Here is a 19699-nt window from a genome sequence, read left to right on the forward strand (position 1 = left end):
GGAAGAAGAGTAGCTTGTTGGAACTTTTACAGAGAGCTTCGTTTGGTGAAAGAAGTAGAGGAAAAAGAAGTGAACATGGTCTTTCTCGAGTGCTTGCTGATATTTAGGTGAGCACGGGTGCGCCCGTTATAGTGATAGAGTATGGTAGTACTTGAAGAGTTCCTTGTCGCGAGATAAGGGAGAATTAAGGTGGTAACACGAAGCTTTCGTCCTTTTAAGGTCGGGAGCTTTTTTTATTTTATACTCCTTGCAAGTACAAATTTTAGATAAGAGAGGAATAAAAAATGCCATTAATAATACCTAAGGATTTAATAGTTGAAGAAGTTTTAGAAAGAGAAAATATTTTTACAATGAGAGATTCCTGTGCTAGTAAGCAAGACATAAGACCTCTTAGCATTGCCATTGTAAATTTAATGCCCAAAAAAGAAGAAACAGAGCTTCAACTTTTGAGGATGTTATCAAACACAGCCCTTCAAATAAATATTGACCTTGTTAGGATGGAGTCCTACAATCCATCAAATAGCGATATTAAAAGGCTCAAAGCTTTTTACAAAACTTACGAAGACATAAAAAACAATAAATATGACGCAATGATAATAACTGGCGCTCCCATTGAAACTATTGCCTATGAAAAAATAAAATATTGGGAAGAATTAAAGACAATTTTTGAATTTGCAAAGGAAAATGTCTATTCGACAATGTTTATATGCTGGTCTGCACAAGCCGCTCTATATCATTATTACAATATCGAGCATAAAGTTTCAAAGGAGAAAATTTTTGGCGTTTTTGAATTTGACAAGTTAAAGGAAAATAAAATAATTAAGGGTTTTGACGACACCTTTTTAGTTCCAACTTCAAGACATACCTATGTGGACGTAGAAGACTTTGAAGATTTTCCAGATTTAGAAGTTATCGCAGCAAGACCTGATACGGGAGTTTCTCTTGTTACAACAAAGGATGACCGCTTTGTATTTAATTTTGGACATTGGGAGTACGACAAGTACACACTTAACGACGAATACATTAGAGATATTTCACAGGGCAAAAAAATTAACCCACCTCAAAATTATTATGAAGACAATGATCCAAAAAAAGAAATAAAAATAAGGTGGAAATCTGCCGGAAATTTATTTTTCTCCAACTGGCTCAACTACTGCGTATACCAAGAAACACCTTTTGCCATTGAGACAATTGAGGGGAAATCTGTTTCTAAATTTGGCGGGAGCTCTCTAAAGGATGCAGGTCAGTTTGCAAAGGTTAAAAAAATAATTTTTTCCAAGGAAGACAGAGATGTAATAGTAGTTTCCGCTCCTGGAAGAAGATTTTCAAAGGATACAAAAATTACAGACGAATTAATTTCACTGTCAGATAAAAACTTAAAAATAGATGAACTTGATAAGATTATAAAATCTTTGGAAGAAGAACTAAGCGTACAAATTGTTTATAGAGATACTCAGCTTAAAAAAATAAAAAATAGATTTTTGTCTATTGCAGAAGATTTAAAACTTGAAGAATTTTGGAAGGATGAATTACAATTTGTCTTTGAGGAAATAGAAAATTCAGTGGACAAAGAATTTATAGTAAGTAGGGGCGAGTATTTAAATGCAAAACTTCTCTCAAAATATTTGAATTACGACTTTGTAGATGCCAAGGACATAATAATTTTTGACAGTGAAGGGAAAGTAGATATAGAAAAATCAAGAAAGGCAATAAAAAAACACATTGGCGAAAATAAAAAAGTAGTTGTGCCGGGATTTTATGGGAGCGACAACAATGGCGATATAGTAACTTTTACGAGAGGAGGCAGCGACTACACGGGAAGTCTAATTGCCTACGCACTAGATTCAAAAGTTTATGAAAATTGGACAGATGTAAATGGAATAATGACATCTGATCCAAATCAAGATCCAAATGCCAAGACCATTGACAAGCTAAATTTTAAAGAATTAAAAGAAATAATAGATAAGGGTGCACAGGTTTATCAAGGAGATGCCATAAAACCAGTGGAAGAAAAAAATATAACTATAAAAATATTAAATACAAATAATCCAAAAAACCATGGGACAATTATCAAGGATTGAATGATAGTTGCTGTATAATTATATTTTACAGCAACTTTTTTGTTTAAAATCACATAAAAAAGGCTCGCAATAGCAAGCCTTAATAAATATAATTTAAAATTATAAAGATTTTGCAATTTTTTCTGTTAAGTCAATTACTCTTTCTGTGTAACCCCATTCATTGTCATACCAAGAAATTAATTTGACCATATTTCCATTAACTGTTGTAAGAAGTGAATCGAAAATAGAAGAGTGAGTGTTTCCAATAATATCAGAAGAAACAAGTTCATCTTCAGAATATTCTAGGATTCCCTTTAATTCATTTTCAGAAGCCTTTTTAATTGCAGCGTTGATTTCTTCAACAGTTGTTTCTTTTTCAAGTTCAAAGGTTACATCCACTAGTGAACCAGTTGGAACAGGAACTCTTAGTGCAAAACCAGTTAAGATTCCCTCAACTTCAGGGATTACTTTACCAACGGCTTTTGCTGCACCAGTTGAAGTTGGAATAATATTTTCAGCACCCATTCTTGCACGTCTCATGTCCTTTTTATGAACTCCATCGTGAATGTTTTGGTCATTAGTGTATGCGTGAACTGTGGACATAAGTCCCTTCCTAATTCCAAAATTTTCTAAAATAACTTTTGTAATTGGAGCAAGACAATTTGTAGTACAGCTTGCGTTGGAGACAATGTCGTGTTTTGCTGGATCGTATTTGTCATCGTTAACACCCATTACAACAGTAAGCATATCGCCCTTGCCTGGAGAAGTTAAAACAACTTTTTTTGCGCCACTTGTAAGGTGTCCTCTAGCTTTGTCTTCATCTTTGAAAGCACCCGAAGAGTCGATGACAATGTCAACACCAAGTTCCTTCCAATCCATTTTGTCTGGAGTTTTCGACTCAACAAAGGTAACTTTTTTTCCATTGATAATCATTCCGTCATCGGTAAATTCAATTTCACCTGGAAATTTTCTATAAATTGAATCGAATTTAAATAGGTGAGTTCTTTCTTTTAAAGTTGTTTCTAAATTTCTAACGGCTACATGAGTAACTTCAAAGTTAACATCTTCTCTCAATGCCCAAATTCTAAGAGCATCTCTGCCAATTCTTCCAAAGCCCATTATGCCAACATTTTTTTTCATAAAAACCTCCGTTATCATTCAATGCTATATTCATTATAACACAAGTAGTAAAAAGTAAAATCTAATATTGTTTTAAAGATGAAAGGGATATCCTATTTTTAATAAATGGAAAACTTAAAAATAATTGTAGATTATTTTATAAATAAATATTAAAAAAAGAGTTGAAATCTAACAATTAGAAATTTTTAGTTATTTAAAATAGGATTTTTTTAGGGTATTTTTTAGGATTTTATGGCAATTAGGCAGAAAAAAGTGAAATTCAAAATTTATTGTGATAATATATGTAAAAAGGAAGTGTCAATATGAACAGTGGTATTACAAGAGAAGATGCTTTAAAGCTTTTAAAAGAGTACAACAAAGATGAGTTTCACATTAGACATGCTCTTACTCTTGAAAGTGTAATGGGATATTTGGCTGAAGAGTACGATGCGGATAATGTAGACTTTTGGAAGATGGCAGGTCTTCTTCACGATGTTGATTATGAAAAATATCCTGAGGAGCATTTAAAAAACACTCCAGAAATTTTAAAGAGTGCTGGAGGAAGCGATGAACTTATTCACGCAATTTTATCTCACGGTTATGGTTTATGTTCAAATGTTTCGCCAGAACTTTTTATGGAAAAAGTCCTTTTTGCAACAGATGAACTAACAGGACTTATTTATGCTGCGTCACTTATGAGACCATCTAAGAGCACAAAGGACATGAATTTAAAAAGTGTGAAGAAAAAGTTTAAGGACAAAAAATTTGCAGAAGGTTGCTCTCGTGACGTTATTAAAAAGGGAGTAGAAATTTTAGGCTGGGAACTTGACGAATTAATTGGAAAAACTCTTGTTGCAATGCAAGATAGGGAAGATTTTATTGAAGAAAATTTAAAAAAGGAGATAAGTTGTTAAAAAAACAACAAAAATCCTATAAATTCGTTGATTAGAAAGTCTTGCTGTGTTAGAATTTATATGTTATAGAAATTTAAGGGAGGTAATAGTTTGCAAACTTTATTATCTATTATAATTATTGTTGCTAGCATTATTATAATAACAATAGTTGCACAAATGGAATCAGAACAAGCTGGTCTTGGAACTCTTCAAGGCGAAGAAACTACAACTTGGGGATCTCACAAGGGTTCAAGCAAAAAAGATATACAAAATAAAATTGTTATTGGTTCAAGCATCGTTTTTGCACTTGCACTTGTTATTTTAGCTGCAATCTAATTAAAATTTAAGGAGGATTAGAATGAATATTTTATATCTAGCTCCTATAGTCGGCGTTTTGGCACTTTTATTTGCTTTTTATAAGGCAAGTTTCGTGTCAAAACAAGATGCTGGCAATGAAAGAATGAAGGAAATTTCTTCTTATATTTCAGAAGGAGCTATGGCATTTTTAACAAGGGAATACAAGGCTCTTGTTGTATTTGTCATTGTACTTGCAATTATATTGGCAGTAGGACTTAAATCAATTCCAACTGCTATTTGTTTTGTTGTTGGGGCTATTTTTTCAGTAGCTGCTGGATATGTTGGTATGAAAGTTGCCACTAAGGCAAATGTTAGAACTACTAACGCAGCATGGAAAAGTGGTCTAGGTAAAGCACTTGATGTTGCCTTTTCAGGTGGTGTCGTAATGGGAATGTGCGTTGTTGGACTTGGAATTATTGGTATTACTTGCGCATATTTCTTAACAGGTGGACAAACTGAAATTATTACAGGTTTTTCACTTGGAGCATCTTCTATTGCACTTTTTGCAAGAGTTGGTGGCGGTATCTATACTAAGGCAGCCGATGTTGGTGCCGACCTTGTAGGTAAAGTTGAAGCTGGAATTCCAGAAGACGATCCAAGAAACCCTGCTGTTATCGCTGATAACGTTGGAGACAATGTTGGTGACGTTGCTGGAATGGGCGCTGACTTATTTGAATCTTATGTAGGAGCACTTTTATCAGTTATCACTCTTGGAGTAGTAGCTTATGGAGATGATGGTGTTACTTTTGGTCTTCTTGTTGCAACAGTTGGTATTTTAGCATCAATTGTAGCTGCATTTTTTGTAAAGGGAGATAAGAACCCACAAAAAGCTCTTAATGCAGGAGAATATGTATCAGCTGCCGTTACTATGGTTGCTTCAGCAGTTTTATCAAATGTAATTTTCGGAAGCTTTGCACCTTTTGCACCAGTTATCATTGGTATTGCAGTTGGTCTTATTATTTCTAAATTCACAGAATATTATACAGCTGACGATTATGCACCAGTTAAAAGAATTGGAGCAGAATCAGAAACTGGAGCTTCTACAAATATTATCGCTGGACTTTCTGTTGGTATGATGTCAACAGTAGGACCAATTATAGTAATCGCAATTGGAATTATCGCAGCTTATATTGGAGCAGGCGGAGCTGAAAATTCAATTATTGGACTTTACGGAATTTCACTAGCAGCTGTTGGTATGCTTTCAACAACTGGTATGACAATTGCCGTCGATGCTTATGGACCAATTGCTGATAATGCTGGTGGTATTGCAGAAATGTGTGAACTACCAGAAGATGTTCGTAACATAACAGACTCACTTGACTCTGTTGGTAATACAACAGCAGCAATAGGAAAGGGATTTGCAATTGGATCAGCAGCACTTACTGCTCTTGCACTTTTTGTTTCCTATATCAATGCTACTGGACTTACAGGAATTGATATTTCTAAACCAGAAGTAATCGCTGCAACATTTATAGGTGGTATGCTTCCATTTGCCTTCTCTGCACTTACTATGTCAGCAGTAGGTAATGCAGCATCAGAAATGATAGACGAAGTAAGAAGACAATTTAGAGAAATTCCTGGCATCATGGAAGGAAAGGCAACTCCTGACTATGCAAAATGTGTAGATATATCAACAGGAGCAGCATTAAAGCAAATGATCGTACCTGGACTTATCGCAGTAGTAGTTCCAATTGTAGTAGGAATTTTACTAGGAACAGAAGCACTAGGTGGACTTCAAGCAGGAGCTCTTGTAACAGGCGTATTAATGGCAATCTTTATGTCAAACGCAGGTGGAGCTTGGGATAATGCTAAGAAATACATTGAAGGTGGAGCACATGGTGGAAAAGGTTCAGAAGCTCACAAAGCAGCTGTAACTGGAGACACAGTTGGTGACCCATTCAAAGATACATCAGGACCTTCTCTTAATATCTTAATCAAACTTATTACTGTTGTATCCCTTGTATTTGCACCACTATTTGTTGCATACGGCGGACTATTCTTATAAAAAACAAATCTGTTAGAGAAATTCTCTAGCAGATTTTTTATTGCAAAATATTTTATTTTATAATAGGTAATCAATATATTGGTTAACAAGTAAGGAATATAAACACTCAAGAAATTTAGTAACAAGTTACCAAAATAAATCATTGACAAAAAATGAACCCTTGCATATTATTTAATTAAATAACATGATGAAGTACTCCAATGTTTTAATGGAGGTATTTACTAATGCGAAAAGGAATAGGAATAATATTGGTAATTATTTTTCTTTTGTCAATATTATTAATAATATTATTAAATTTTCAAGAAAAAAGTAATAACTACGAATTAAATGATGAGAATAGTTCCTATGTTATGAGTGAAGAAATAACAAATTTTTATATTAACAATAAAAATTCCAATGACCTTTATAGAAATGTAATCATCAGTCAAAATAATGATTTTTATGGAAAAAAGTTGAATAGTCAATTTTCTTTTACATTATTACTCGAAAAGGCTGATAAAATAAAATTTAAAGATCCTAAAGATTATAAAATAAACTTTCGATTATTAGAAGATAAAAATATTAGAGCATTTTATGAATATCAAATATTATCTGAAGATTTTGAATTGTATAAAGATTATCAAGGGATAGGACACTTTAGATTTTATTTAACTTATTCTATAAGAGAAGATTTTGGAAAATTAGAAAATAATAAATCGGATATTTACAGTTTGCATGGTGAAATAAATATAGAAGATATATGAGAACTCACCTTAGAGATAAGATGAGTTTTTTTGTATAAAAACCGCCAGCATAGCCAGCGGTTACTTTGTGATTTAAAAGTTTTTAGCAATCTATTGGTAATAAATATATAACAGATATTATAGAACATTTTTTATAATATATTAGTGAACAATTAAAAATAAAAGCATTAAAGAAATTGAGCAACAAGTTATCAAAATAAATCGTTGACAAAAAAGTATTTCATAATATAGTTTTACTTAAAGAAAGTTGTGTAATTTTTCAAGGGAGTGTGGTAAGTGAAAAGGAATGCATTAAAGTTTTGTGCCATTACATTATTATTTTTTGTACTTGAAATTTCTAGTGTAAGTGCAAAGAAAGACCCAATTGTTGCTGTTGTAGTCTATGATGGAGAGATTATCCAAATGACTGAGAGTCAGCATAGAGAATTTGAAAAAGCTGAAGAGAAGAAGTATAAAGAAGCAATGAGGGAAACTAAAAGAAGAGAAGAGGAAGCAATCGAGAAAGGTGTAAAAATAGGAAAAGAAAATATAACTTCAAAAATAGGAATAAAAATAAAACCTTTTAATGCAGGATTGTGGAGTTCTGTATCAAATGTTAATAATGGATCTTCATATTTAGATAGAGATAAAAAATCGAAAATATCTCCTACTATTGTAGGACCAGGGACTATTAGTATTCGATATAGTGTAGGTGTTTCAGCTTCAGCAAATATAAGTTTAAATAAATTAAAAGCTGCGGGACTTTCGCTCACTAAATATATTTCACCCAATGAAAATTTCAGTGTTTCTTTTGATGTCAAAAGGAATAGAAGAGCGCATATTGAATTTATACCAAGATATAGAGATATTACAGGTTATAAAGAAGAATACTTTTGTGCAACTCTTTTAGATAGAACTTTTTTCAGAGTAAGTGAACCTTTAAAAGTTGGCAGACTTGCTGATGGCGAATATAGACTTGTATATGAATAATTAAATTAATTAAAAAATTTTGATAAATTTATAAATAATAAAGGTTTTATAAATAAGGAGGAGAACTATTTTGTCAACAGTTCTCCTCCTAAATTTTTATTTTTAGCAATCTATTGGGTCTAATAAATTATTTAATGTCTTTACATGTATTCCTGTGGCGTTCTTTGGTAGATATCCCTTAGCTTTGTTTCTGTAAGCTGTTGCGGCAATGTCAAGGTGAACCCAAGGTGTATTTTCTTTTACAAACTCGCCAACAAAAAGTCCTGCTGTTACAGATCCCGCTTCTCTTCCTGAAGTGTTTTTGATGTCTGCGACATCTGATTTGTTTAACTTTTTAAAGTCTTCATCATAAGGGAATGCCCAAATTTTTTCACCTGATAGCTTTGCAGCGTCAAGGACTTCCTTATAAAATTCTTCGTCATTTGTAACAGCACCTGTGTAAACTTCGCCAAGAGCAATTGTTACTGCTCCAGTAAGAGTTGCAAGGTCGATAATTTTTTTTGCGCCAAGGTCATTTGTAGCATAGTGAACTGCGTCGGCAAGGGTAATTCTTCCTTCGGCATCGGTGTTTGCAACTTCAATAGTAAGTCCTTTCATGGAGTCAATTACATCACCTGATTTGTAAGATGTGCCTGAAATCATATTTTCACAAGCGGCAATAACTCCCACTACATTTACCTTTGCTTTGTTTTTTGCGAGGGCGTATATTGTACCAATTACAGTACCGGCGCCTCCCATATCGCAGTGCATATAATTCATTCCAGATGGAGTTTTAATGTTGTAGCCGCCAGAATCGTAAGTTAGTCCCTTTCCAACGAGAGCGATTTTTTCGGCATCAGAATTTTTATATTCCATTACAATAAGTCTTGGGCGGTTAGTAGCTCCTGCAGCAACGCTTAAAAATGCCTTCATTCCCATTTTTTCAATTTCATCTTCTTCGTAAACACATACATTTACGCCGAGATTTTCTAATTTTTCAACTGCAATATTTGCAAGACTTTCAGGATAAATTACATTGGCTCTTTCATTTACAAGATTTCTTGCGAGGAAGACTCCATCCATAATATTTTCCATTTTATTTAAACCTTCGCGTAGCTTTTCTTCTGGTCCCTTAAAAGCAGAGTAGTTGACAGTGAGCTCAAAGTCTTCTTTTTTAGTTTCAACATCGGTCTTTTTTGTAAATTCATATTCGCCATGTCGAAGTCCTTCGTAAGCTGCCATAATAGTTTTTCTATTGCAAATATTAAATTCTGGCATTTTTATCTCAACTTCGTGCTCTTCATTTTTTCTAAGGATGTTTCCAAGTTTAAAGAAAATATTTCTTATATCTTCAAGATCAATTTCATCGTCGCCAAGTCCAATAAAAACATGGGAGTCGCCGTCAATTATTGGAAGGTACAATATTTCATTAAACTTTCCAATAAATTTTTTTGATTCCAAAAATTTTTTAAATTCATTATTTATATTTTCATTTTTCTTTATGAAGTGGACCTTGAGTCCGCCTTCTTTATACAAATTAAATTTAATCATATTTCACCTCTATATTCATTATACATGAGATTTTAAAAAGGTCTAATTTAAAAAATTATTTTTAATAGGATATTATTTTTAATAATATAAGAGAAATTAATACATTATTGTTTTTTTTAGATAAATTATGATATGATAAAACTATAAAATAATAGCATCAATTTAGTTGATAAAGTGCTGGATTGGTGTTTTTTTGGGTGGTGTTAAAATGGGTAAAGAATTAAAAGCTTCAATAATGTTATTTTTCACATCAATAATTTGGGGACTTGCCTTTGTGGCACAGGCAGTCGGCATGGATCATATAGGGCCTTTAACCTTCACTGCAGTAAGATCACTCGTGGCAATAATATTTTTATACTTAACATATGTATTTTTTAATAAGACATCAAAATCTTATAGAGAACAAAAATTTAATATGTCCAGAACTATAAAGGGCGGCATACTATGTGGTTTTGTATTTACACTAGCCATTAACCTTCAACAATTTGGTCTAGTTTATACAACTGCAGGCAAGGCAAGTTTTCTCACAGCTTTATACATAGTATTTATTCCTATTATTGGACTAATTTTTGGAAAGAGAATAAATAAAAAACTACTAATTTGTATAATTTTTGCAATGATGGGAACTTATATAATGTCTGTAAAGGAAAGTCTTAGCATAAATAGAGGCGACATAGTTACAATTATCGGTGCCCTTGTTTTTGCAATTCACATTTTAGTTCTTTCAGAATTTTCCAAGGATACAAATGCAGTCTTACTATCTCTATTTCAATTTATAATTTGTGGAATAATTTCTTTTATCGCCGCAATTATTTTTGAAAGAATAGATATTGGTGCAATTTTAAAATCCTATGTATCAATTTTGTATGTAGGAATTTTGTCTTCAGGAGTTGGATTTACAGTACAGCTTATGGCGCTAAAGGATCTCGACCCAGTAATTGCATCTATGATTAGTTCTCTTGAATCAGTCTTTGGAGCAATTTTTGGTTGGATTATTCTTTCACAAAGGATGAGTGAAAGAGAAATAATTGGAGCTATAATTATTTTTATGGCAACTTTAATCGCTCAACTTCCAATTGAAGATTATTTAAATAAAAGATTGGGGAAGTATTGAAATTTTCACAAGAATTTTATATTAATTAAAAAATATTTCACATTAATGATATATAATGTTTGAGAGGTGAAGATATGTCACTATTTGATAAATTTTTTGAAAAGGCTGGCAAAAAATTAATTACAATCGACGGAGAGTATGGCAGTGGTGCAAATGAAATTGCAAAAAAAGTTGCCGATAAATTAGGTTACGAGTTTTTCGACGAAAAATTAATTGAACTTATGAGCCTTGAAGGAAAAGTAAAACCTGACGAAGTAAAAAAAGATGATTCCTTTTTACAGGGGACTATTTACGATTTGTATAAACAAAATTATTCCTATTCACAAGAGGATATTGCGACTAATGACGCAGCCTTTCTCTTAGATTCAAGAACTATAAGGGAAATTGCAAAAAGTAAAAAGGCAGTAATTTTTGGAAAATGCAGTGACTTTGTATTGGAGGATTTCCCAAAACTTTCTGTGTTTATTTACGCATCTAGCGAATTTAAGGAAGAGCGAATTTTAAATACTTATAATGTAAAAAAGGACAAGCTTGAACTAAAACTAGACCGTGAAAACAGTAGAAGGGCAAATCACTACGGCAGAAATACGAGAAAAACTTGGGGAGAAAGATCAAATTACGACATCTTAATTAATTCATCAGCTTTCGACTTTGATAGCATCACAAATTTAATTGTAGATATGTCAAGAAATAAAAAATAAAATTAATTTAATCCCGACGAGAGTTGGGATTTTTTGTTTTATTAGCTTTTATAGTGTAGAATACTTTGAGGTGATTTAATGAATAATGATTTGATTATAGAAAAAGTTATAAAAAATGTTGGTGTGATTTATCTAAATAGACCAGAGAAGATAAATGCGCTAAACTTTGAAATGATAAATAAAATTCAAGAAATTTTAGAAAAATGGGAAAAGAACGAAAGTATTAGGGTAGTTCTCTTTGACACTTTAACTAAAAAAGGATTTTGCTCAGGCGGCGATTTAAAGGAGCTTTATATCGACTATATAAATAACGACAAGTGCAAAGTTAAAAATAAATTCTTCGCCACTGAATTTGAGATGGATAAGTACATCGCTTCCTACACAAAACCAATTGTGAGCCATTGGACTGGCGTTGTCATGGGTGGCGGCATTGGTCTTAGCATAAATTCAGATTTAATAATTTCAGATGAGAGTGTAATCTGGGCTATGCCAGAAACTAGTCTTGGATTTGTGCCAGATGTGGGAGTTTGTAGTTTTATCTCCACTTTGCCACAAGCTTTGGGTCAATATGTTGGGTTAACGGGTTCTAGCTTAGAATCTTCTGATTTAGTAAAGTATAATTTTGCAGATCTCTATATAAATTCAAGGGACTATGAAAAATTAATCGAAAAGCTTTTTGAGCTTTCAGAAATTTATAGTGGCAAAGATTTAATAAAAGAATTAAAAGATGAAGGCGAAAAATATAAATTAGAGCCAGGAGAAACTTTTATAACTAAGAATTTAGAAAAAATTGAGAAATATTTTTCAAAGGCAAGTATAGTTGAAATTTATAAAAGTTTGGAAAATAACTTGGACGAGGATTTTGCAAGAAAAACCTATGAGACATTAAAAGAAAAGTCCCAACTTATGCTTGCTGTGCAATTTGAAAAGTATTTTGTATGTAAAAATTTAAGTTATCCTGAAACAGTGGATCTTGACCTTAAAGTTTTAAATTACTCAGTGGAAATTGGCGAGATGCAAGAGGGAGCAAGGTCAAAAGTTATAGATAAGGATAGCAAGCCAAATTGGAGTGTGAAGTTCATAGAAGATGTAAATATGGACGAAGTAAAAAAATTACTTGGACTGAAAAAAACATATAGCGAAACAAAAAACTCATAAGTACAAATTTTTAATAAAAAAAGGCATTCGTGGGAATGCCCTTTTCATTTCAAAGAATTGTCCTTTGTAACATTTATTTTGTATTCACTTAAAACTGTATCGGCCAATAGAATTTCTTCGATTGCCCTTTTAGCTTCCTCATCAGCTTGACTTAATAAACCCTTTTCAATTACTTTATATTCAATATCTTTCTTTTGGTCTTTGGCAAAATTATTGTAATCTTCGATGTCAATTCTGTTAAAAATAGATTCTCTTTCATCAAAAACTTTTAGCGAATCTTCGTAAATTTCGTGACTCAAAATTTTTGCAGGTGGAATTTTTATTTCAATACTTTTATTGTCAAGGGAAATTTTCATTTTTTCAAGGTCTATCCCTGCGCTTATAACTCCATCATAGGAGACTATAAACTTTTTGGATGTAAAGGGAATTTTGTAACCGTAAAAAGTATTTTGATTTTCAAATTGACCCATATTTGTGTAGTGATATTTAAGAGTAGTAAGTTCTTTAGCCGACATTATTTTATTAGCAATTAAACTAGCAGTAATACTTGGTTTCATTTCACTTTTCATAGTTTTTTTGCCGGCAAAAAAAGTGGCAGTGAGTGCAATGGCAAGAAGTAATACTAATATAATTAATTTTTTTAATTTTTTCATAAACTCTCCTCTTTCACAAAGATTATAACATAAAAAATTTTTAAAAAAGGATAAAAATTTGTCTTCTCTTACATTTTTCTGTTATAATCACAAGTTCTTTGATATAATTAGTCTAAAAGATATGGAGGAAGATGTTAATGGACGATGGCGCCTTGTGGGCTAAGCTCATATTAATCGCAATACTTACAAGCGTAAACGCATTTTTTGCGTCAGCTGAAATGGCAATGGTTTCAGTGAATAACAACAAAATCAAAGAAATGGCAGAAGAAGGAGACAAAAGGGCGAAGACACTTATGTCAATCTCAGCTGATCAAACAAGATTTTTGTCCACAATACAAGTGGCAATAACTCTTGCAGGATTTTTCTCATCTGGTTCTGCAGCAACAAGTATTTCACAAGTTTTTGGAGTATTCTTGAGAGAAAAGGGAATACCCTATGGGAACACAGTATCCTTTATTTTTGTTACACTTTTACTATCCTATATAACGCTTGTGTTTGGGGAGCTTGTGCCAAAGAGAATTGCACTTCAAAATTCAGAAAAAGTTGCACTAAAAGCGAGCAGTATAATTGCATTTGCGTCAAAAATATTTTTTCCATTTGTAAAATTGCTATCACTATCAACGGTGTTAGTATTAAAAATTATGGGAAAATATTCAGAGGATGTTGAAGAAAAAATTTCGGAAGAAGAGTTAAAATCCTATATAAAAGTATCGACTCAGCAAGGAGTAATAAACTCAGCTGGCGAAGAAATGATAGTAAATATAATGGACTTTGATGACAAATTGGCTTATGAAATAATGACGCCAAGGACATCAATTTACATGGTGGATTATGACGAATTTACCACAGATACAGTCGAAGAAATACTAAAAAAAGGTTATTCTAGGATGCCCGTCTTTAGAGAAAACACAGACAATATTCTTGGAACAGTTTACATCAAAGACCTTTTCGTAGAATATGCAAAAAATGATTATAAATCAATTAACCTAGATAATTGCATAAAGTCGCCTTACTTTGTGCCTGAAACAAAAAAAATAGATATGCTTTTAAAGGAATTGCAGTCCTCAAAAAATTATGTGGCAATATTAATTGACGAATATGGCGGATTTTCAGGCATGGTAACAGTGGAAGATATAGTAGAAGAAATTGTCGGTGAAATAGAAGATGAATATGACAAAGATATTCGCAGCGTGGAAAAAATTTCAGAAAACGAATATATAGTAGATGGAGCTATGGATATAGAAGATATAAACGATGCAATAGGTACATCACTTTATTCAGAAAATCACGAAACAATTTCAGGACTAATTATAGAAAAACTCGGATTCATACCAGAAGAAAATGAAAAGAAAAAACTTAGCGTAAAAACATCAGGCTGTATCCTAACAGAATTAGCAGTAGCCGAAAAAAGAATAATAAAGGCAAGCATAAAAATTATTCCAGAAGAACAAGAAGAAGCAAAAAAAGAATATAAAGAGTTTAACTCATAAACAAAAAGACAGGGCAGCCTGTCTTATTTTATTGATGGAATTAAATAGCTGCGTTAAAAATATTAAATAAATAGCTTTACAAATTTCTATAAGAAAGTAAAATGTGTTACAATTTAAAAGTAAGGCATTACTATTACTAATGTTTTTTCACATTAGGAGCAATGACCTATTATATTTAAATAGACATTTAGAAAAAATATAAAGGAGGAAATAAAATGAATAGAGAAAATGCAATCAACATTTTAAGTGATTTAATTAAAATTAAAACTGTGAATGGCAATGAACTTGAGGTAGCAAATTACCTAAGGGATTTACTTCTCAAAAATGGAATTCAATCTAAACTCGTTAAGTTTGCAGAGAATAGGGCCAACCTCATCGCAGAAATAGAAAATGGTCCAGGAAAAACCTTAGTTTTAAGTGGGCATATGGATGTGGTATCTCCAGGAGATGAATCTAAGTGGACATTTCCTCCTTTTGAAGCCCATATTGAAGACGATGTGATTTGGGGCAGAGGAACATCTGATATGAAATCAGGGTTAGCGGCACTTACAATTGCTTTTATTGAAACTGCTAAGAAAAAGAATTTTTCTGGTAAGATCAAACTGATTGCAACTGTGGGAGAAGAAATAGGAGAATTAGGTGCTGAGCAGCTTACTGACCTTGGTTATGTCGATGACGTCGATGCAATTTTAATTGCAGAACCATGCAATTTAGGAGTTGTATATGCGCATAAAGGATCGCTTAATTATAAGGTAAGTTCAAAGGGCGTTGCAGCTCATTCATCTACACCAGAGATAGGCAAAAATGCAGTTGAACACTTAAACAGAGCAATGAGTGAGATAAGTGCTTACTTTGAAAAGAAGGCAGAGGATTTTTCAAATGAAAAGCTTGGAAAAATGACACACAGCATCACAGTTGTAAAAGGAGGAACACAGGTCAACTCTATACCTGATTTTGCAGAATTTGAGGCAAATGTGAGAACAATACCGGAATTTAAAAACAAACAGATTATTGAAGAAATTCAAGAGATTCTTGCAAGATTAAATAAAGAAAAGGACTTTGAACTTAATATGGAGGTAACAGCAAATCAGGCACCTGTTCAGTCAGATCCTAATTCCAAGTTAATAAAGGCAATCGTAAGCGTTGTAAAGGAAATACCAGATCTTTTGCCAATGAATTTAATGAAATCTATGGGAGAATTAATTGGAAAAGATTTGACGACAATGTCAGATGCAGCTTTTTCTGAAATTAAACCTGTTGCAGTTGCAGGGACAACAGATGCAGCTCAGTTTATGAAGAATAAATCAAATATAGAGCTTGCAGTTTATGGGCCAGGCGTACCAATGCTTAATCACAAGATAGACGAAAGACTTCCTCTAAAACAATACACAGATTTTATTGAAGCTTATATAAGAATTATTGACAAGTATATGAGCGTATAAATGTGTTCTAAAAAATGAATTTTGTTTTGAATTTATCTATATGCTAAATTCAAATGAAATAGAGAAAGACTTGAAATATTTAATTTTTAATGATAATAGATTGAAAATATATTCTAAAAAGGGCTATGGAAACTTCCATAGTCTTAATTTTTAGCATTAAACTAATATAAAAATAGTTTTGACTCAAATTTTTCTATTTTATAAAAAAGAGCAAAAAAAATGCCGAGTTTTTTCTCGGCGCTTAAAAGGAAATTAATTAAAAAAGTGTATTAAATAATCTGTTATTAGTTTAGCATAATAAATTTATAAATACAAGAAAAATTTTCAAAATTTTTAAAAATAAAAAACAAAAAATAATTAGCAGAGCACTTGCAAGAGTGCTAATGGTGTTGTATAATAGAATAGTCAAAGATAGTCAAATAATTTTGATATAGCTGACAAAGTTTTATTTTTAAAATATAACAAAAATTATTCATTTAATTTGCAATTTATGTTCATTTGTTTTTTATTTGGATATAATTATCTTGATGATTAAATGAGTTTATATAGATTATGAGGAGGTTAATTTTGAAATACAAAGATTATTATGAAATCCTTGGAGTTTCTAAAGATGCAGATGAAAAGGAGATAAAGAGCGCATACAGAAAATTGGCTAAAAAATATCATCCAGATCTTCACCAAGGCGACGATGCCGCTGCTGAAAAGTTTAAGGAAGTTTCAGAGGCTTATGAGGTTTTATCTGACAAGGATAAGAGAAAAAAATATGATACTTTTGGCTCTAATTATGATTTTAGTTCAGGTTATGATTTCGATCCTTCTCAATATGGTTACACATACACTACTGGAGGAAGTGGAGCAGATTTTTCTGATTTCTTCGAAACTATTTTTGGTTCTTCTAGATCTGGAGGCAATTTCTCTGGTGGTTTCAATATAAATGACATCTTTGGAGATTTGTCTGGAAAGGGAAGAAGAACATCAAATAAGAGTAGAAATAAGTTTGAGTCTGAACTTTCTATTTCCATTAAAGATGCCTATGAAGGTACTACGAAAAATGTGAGCTTGACATATAATAAAAAGGAATATCAAGTTGCTGTCAAAATTCCTAAGGGAATAACTCGTGGCAAGAAGATTAAGGTCAAAGGCGAAAAGTTTGGTCTTCCAGGCGATATTTTATTTAAGATAAATATTCGTGATGAGAAAGACCTTATCCTCGATGGGCTTGACATTACTAAAACTCAAAATATTTATCCATGGGATGCGGCTCTTGGCAGCAGTCAAACTGTGGAAACTTTAAGTGGCAAATTAAAATTAAGAATCCCAGAAAATTTTGTTGGAGGAAATAAAATGAGAATTCCTTCAAAGGGTTTTAAAGATTTAAAGGGAAATGTGGGAGATCTCTACATTACTTTTAATATCGTAAATCCTAAGAATTTATCTGAGAAAGAAATAAAATTATATAAGGAATTACAAAATTTAAGCAAATAATAAAAAATGAGGTGTTTTTATGAATTTTGAAAAATTTACTCAAAAATCCCTTGAAGCCGTTCAAGGAGCATATAATATTGCAAAGGAATACGGCAATCCTGAGGTAAAAGAAATTCACATCAACTACGCCCTTTTAAATGACAAAGAGGGACTTATTCCAAGAGTCTTGACATATATGGATAAAAACCCCGACATGATAAAGGCGGATGTCTTAAAGGTTATTGAAAGGCTTCCAAAACAATCAGGTGCTGAGGTTTATGCGGACTCTTCTTATAGAGAACTTTTCCAAAAGGCAGAAGATTTTATGAAAAAAATGGGCGACGAATACCTTTCTGTTGAGCATATTTACCTTGCTTTATTAAATATGAAGGGAAAGGATTCTTCTTCTATTTTCAACAAGTATAAAATTGATGCAGATGGATTTTTAAATTCTCTAAAAAAAATTAGGGGAAATCAACACGTTACCACAGATAATCCTGAAGGAACTTATGATGCACTAAAAAAATATGGTCAAGATTTAACTGAACTTGCAAGAGAGGGCAAGCTCGATCCAGTAATTGGTCGTGACGAAGAAGTGCGTAATGTTATTAGAATTCTTTCTCGTAGGACTAAGAACAATCCAGTTTTAATAGGCCCTCCTGGAGTTGGTAAAACGGCAATTGCAGGTGGTCTTGCGCAAAGAATTGTGTCTGAAGATGTACCAGAGGGTCTTAAAAATAAAACTGTCTTTTCATTAGACATGGGCGCACTTATAGCAGGGGCAAAATACCGTGGCGAGTTTGAAGAGAGATTAAAAGCTGTTTTAAATGAAGTGAAAAAGTCCGATGGAAATATTATTTTATTCATCGATGAAATTCACAATATTGTTGGAGCAGGAAAAACTGATGGAGCAATGGACGCATCAAATTTGTTAAAGCCAATGCTTGCTCGTGGAGAATTGCATGCAATTGGTGCAACAACTCTTGATGAATACAGAAAGTATATTGAAAAGGACCCTGCACTTGAAAGAAGATTCCAAAAAGTTTTGGTTAAAGAACCAACTGTGGAAGATACAATTGCAATCCTCCGTGGATTAAAGGATAAATACGAAATTTATCACGGAATAAGAATTTCTGACTCGGCAGTAATTGCAGCGGCAACGCTATCTGATAGATATATCACAGATAGATTTTTGCCAGACAAGGCCATTGACTTAATGGATGAAGCTTGTGCAATGTTAAGGACAGAAATTGATTCAATGCCGACAGAAATTGATGAAGTAAGAAGAAAAATTTTGCAACTTGAAATTGAAAATCAAGCTTTAAAAAAGGAAACTGACGAGGCAAGTTTAGAAAGACTTAAAAAACTTCAAGGCGAACTTTCCGAAGAAAAGGCTGAATTTGATAGATTAAAATCAAAATGGGAAGCTGAAAAGAAGGAACTTGACTCTACAAAGGACATCAAGAAACAAATTGAAGATACTAATCACGCAATTGAAGAAGCCGAAAGGAATTACGATTTAGAAAAACTTTCTGAATTAAAGTATGGCATTCTTCCGAAATTAAAGGAAGAATTAAAGAAGAGAGAGTCATCTACTAAAGACGAATCTTCCATGGTAAAGGAAGAAGTTACAGAAGATGAAATTGCCTATGTAGTAAGTAGATGGACTGGCATACCAGTTGAAAAGCTAAATAAGACTGAGAGAGAAAAACTTCTCAACTTGGAAGATATTCTCCACAAGAGAGTAATTGGTCAAGATAAGGCTATTGAAGTTGTGTCTGATGCTGTACTAAGGGCAAGAGCAGGATTAAAGGATAGAAACAAACCAATTGGGTCCTTTATATTCTTGGGACCAACTGGAGTTGGAAAGACAGAAACAGCAAAGGCTCTTACAGAAACACTTTTCGATGATGAAAGAAACTTAATTAGAATAGATATGTCTGAGTACATGGAGAAACATTCTGTGTCAAGACTTGTAGGTTCTCCTCCAGGATATGTTGG

At 32.5% G+C, this 19699-nt stretch carries 16 protein-coding genes and 1 other annotated feature (1 of these 17 cut by a window edge); of the genes, 13 read left to right on the forward strand and 3 right to left on the reverse strand.

Going from position 1 to position 19699, the window contains the following annotated elements:
- Window positions 1–217: a binding site (T-box leader), on the forward strand; it begins 12 nt to the left of the window's first position.
- 67 nt (window positions 218–284) lie between these two features.
- Window positions 285–2081, forward strand: coding sequence for a homoserine O-succinyltransferase (metA, locus tag MR285_RS00165; RefSeq protein WP_293557098.1), 1797 nt, complete (start codon window positions 285–287; stop codon window positions 2079–2081).
- A gap of 99 nt (window positions 2082–2180) precedes the next feature.
- Here metA and gap read toward each other — a convergent pair whose 3' ends face one another.
- Window positions 2181–3200, reverse strand: a complete 1020-nt coding sequence (gap, locus tag MR285_RS00170) for a type I glyceraldehyde-3-phosphate dehydrogenase (protein ID WP_293557099.1) — start codon at window positions 3198–3200, stop codon at window positions 2181–2183.
- Window positions 3201–3502: 302 nt separating this feature from the next.
- Here gap and MR285_RS00175 point away from each other — a divergent pair, with 302 nt between their 5' ends.
- The 5 genes from MR285_RS00175 to MR285_RS00195 all read left to right on the forward strand — a co-directional run bounded on the left by MR285_RS00175 (window position 3503) and on the right by MR285_RS00195 (window position 8146).
- The gene (locus tag MR285_RS00175) at window positions 3503–4093 is read left to right on the forward strand and encodes an HDIG domain-containing metalloprotein (RefSeq protein ID WP_293557100.1); all 591 of its coding nucleotides are present in this window, start codon (window positions 3503–3505) and stop codon (window positions 4091–4093) included.
- A 90-nt stretch (window positions 4094–4183) separates the two neighbouring features.
- Window positions 4184–4408: a preprotein translocase subunit SecG gene (locus tag MR285_RS00180; protein WP_293557101.1), complete on the forward strand. Its 225-nt coding sequence runs from the start codon at window positions 4184–4186 to the stop codon at window positions 4406–4408.
- 22 nt (window positions 4409–4430) lie between these two features.
- Complete coding sequence (locus MR285_RS00185; protein WP_293557102.1) at window positions 4431–6434, forward strand: sodium-translocating pyrophosphatase; 2004 nt, start codon at window positions 4431–4433, stop codon at window positions 6432–6434.
- A 224-nt stretch (window positions 6435–6658) separates the two neighbouring features.
- Window positions 6659–7177: a hypothetical protein gene (locus tag MR285_RS00190; RefSeq protein WP_293557103.1), complete on the forward strand. Its 519-nt coding sequence runs from the start codon at window positions 6659–6661 to the stop codon at window positions 7175–7177.
- A 276-nt stretch (window positions 7178–7453) separates the two neighbouring features.
- Complete coding sequence (locus MR285_RS00195) at window positions 7454–8146, forward strand: hypothetical protein (RefSeq protein ID WP_293557104.1); 693 nt, start codon at window positions 7454–7456, stop codon at window positions 8144–8146.
- Window positions 8147–8248: 102 nt separating this feature from the next.
- Here the strand turns inward: MR285_RS00195 and MR285_RS00200 are convergent, their stop codons facing one another.
- Window positions 8249–9676 (reverse strand): leucyl aminopeptidase, encoded by a 1428-nt coding sequence (locus MR285_RS00200; protein WP_293557105.1) that lies wholly within the window; start codon window positions 9674–9676, stop codon window positions 8249–8251.
- Between the two features lie 208 nt (window positions 9677–9884).
- On the opposite strand from MR285_RS00200, the gene MR285_RS00205 reads away from it, so the two are divergent.
- From MR285_RS00205 to MR285_RS00215, 3 genes are all read left to right on the forward strand, one after another.
- Window positions 9885–10790: a DMT family transporter gene (locus MR285_RS00205; protein ID WP_293557106.1), complete on the forward strand. Its 906-nt coding sequence runs from the start codon at window positions 9885–9887 to the stop codon at window positions 10788–10790.
- Between the two features lie 74 nt (window positions 10791–10864).
- On the forward strand, window positions 10865–11491 hold the full coding sequence (locus tag MR285_RS00210) for an AAA family ATPase (RefSeq protein ID WP_293557107.1): 627 nt from the start codon (window positions 10865–10867) through the stop codon (window positions 11489–11491).
- 90 nt (window positions 11492–11581) lie between these two features.
- On the forward strand, window positions 11582–12649 hold the full coding sequence (locus MR285_RS00215) for an enoyl-CoA hydratase/isomerase family protein (protein WP_293557112.1): 1068 nt from the start codon (window positions 11582–11584) through the stop codon (window positions 12647–12649).
- Window positions 12650–12693: 44 nt separating this feature from the next.
- On the opposite strand, the gene MR285_RS00220 is transcribed toward MR285_RS00215, so the two are convergent.
- Window positions 12694–13302 carry a DUF4230 domain-containing protein gene (locus MR285_RS00220; protein WP_293557108.1) on the reverse strand — a complete coding sequence of 203 codons (609 nt, stop codon included), beginning with the start codon at window positions 13300–13302 and terminating at the stop codon, window positions 12694–12696.
- A 137-nt stretch (window positions 13303–13439) separates the two neighbouring features.
- On the opposite strand from MR285_RS00220, the gene MR285_RS00225 reads away from it, so the two are divergent.
- From MR285_RS00225 to MR285_RS00240, 4 genes are all read left to right on the forward strand, one after another.
- Window positions 13440–14792: a hemolysin family protein gene (locus MR285_RS00225; protein WP_293557113.1), complete on the forward strand. Its 1353-nt coding sequence runs from the start codon at window positions 13440–13442 to the stop codon at window positions 14790–14792.
- Between the two features lie 215 nt (window positions 14793–15007).
- Window positions 15008–16234 carry an ArgE/DapE family deacylase gene (locus MR285_RS00230; RefSeq protein ID WP_293557109.1) on the forward strand — a complete coding sequence of 409 codons (1227 nt, stop codon included), beginning with the start codon at window positions 15008–15010 and terminating at the stop codon, window positions 16232–16234.
- A gap of 567 nt (window positions 16235–16801) precedes the next feature.
- The gene (locus MR285_RS00235) at window positions 16802–17719 is read left to right on the forward strand and encodes a J domain-containing protein (protein WP_293557110.1); all 918 of its coding nucleotides are present in this window, start codon (window positions 16802–16804) and stop codon (window positions 17717–17719) included.
- Between the two features lie 19 nt (window positions 17720–17738).
- The coding region (locus MR285_RS00240; RefSeq protein WP_293557111.1) for an AAA family ATPase at window positions 17739–19699 on the forward strand (1961 nt) is incomplete at its 3' end.

It is taken from the genome of Peptoniphilus sp. (genome assembly GCF_022767005.1).
Lineage (GTDB): Bacteria > Bacillota > Clostridia > Tissierellales > Peptoniphilaceae > Peptoniphilus_A.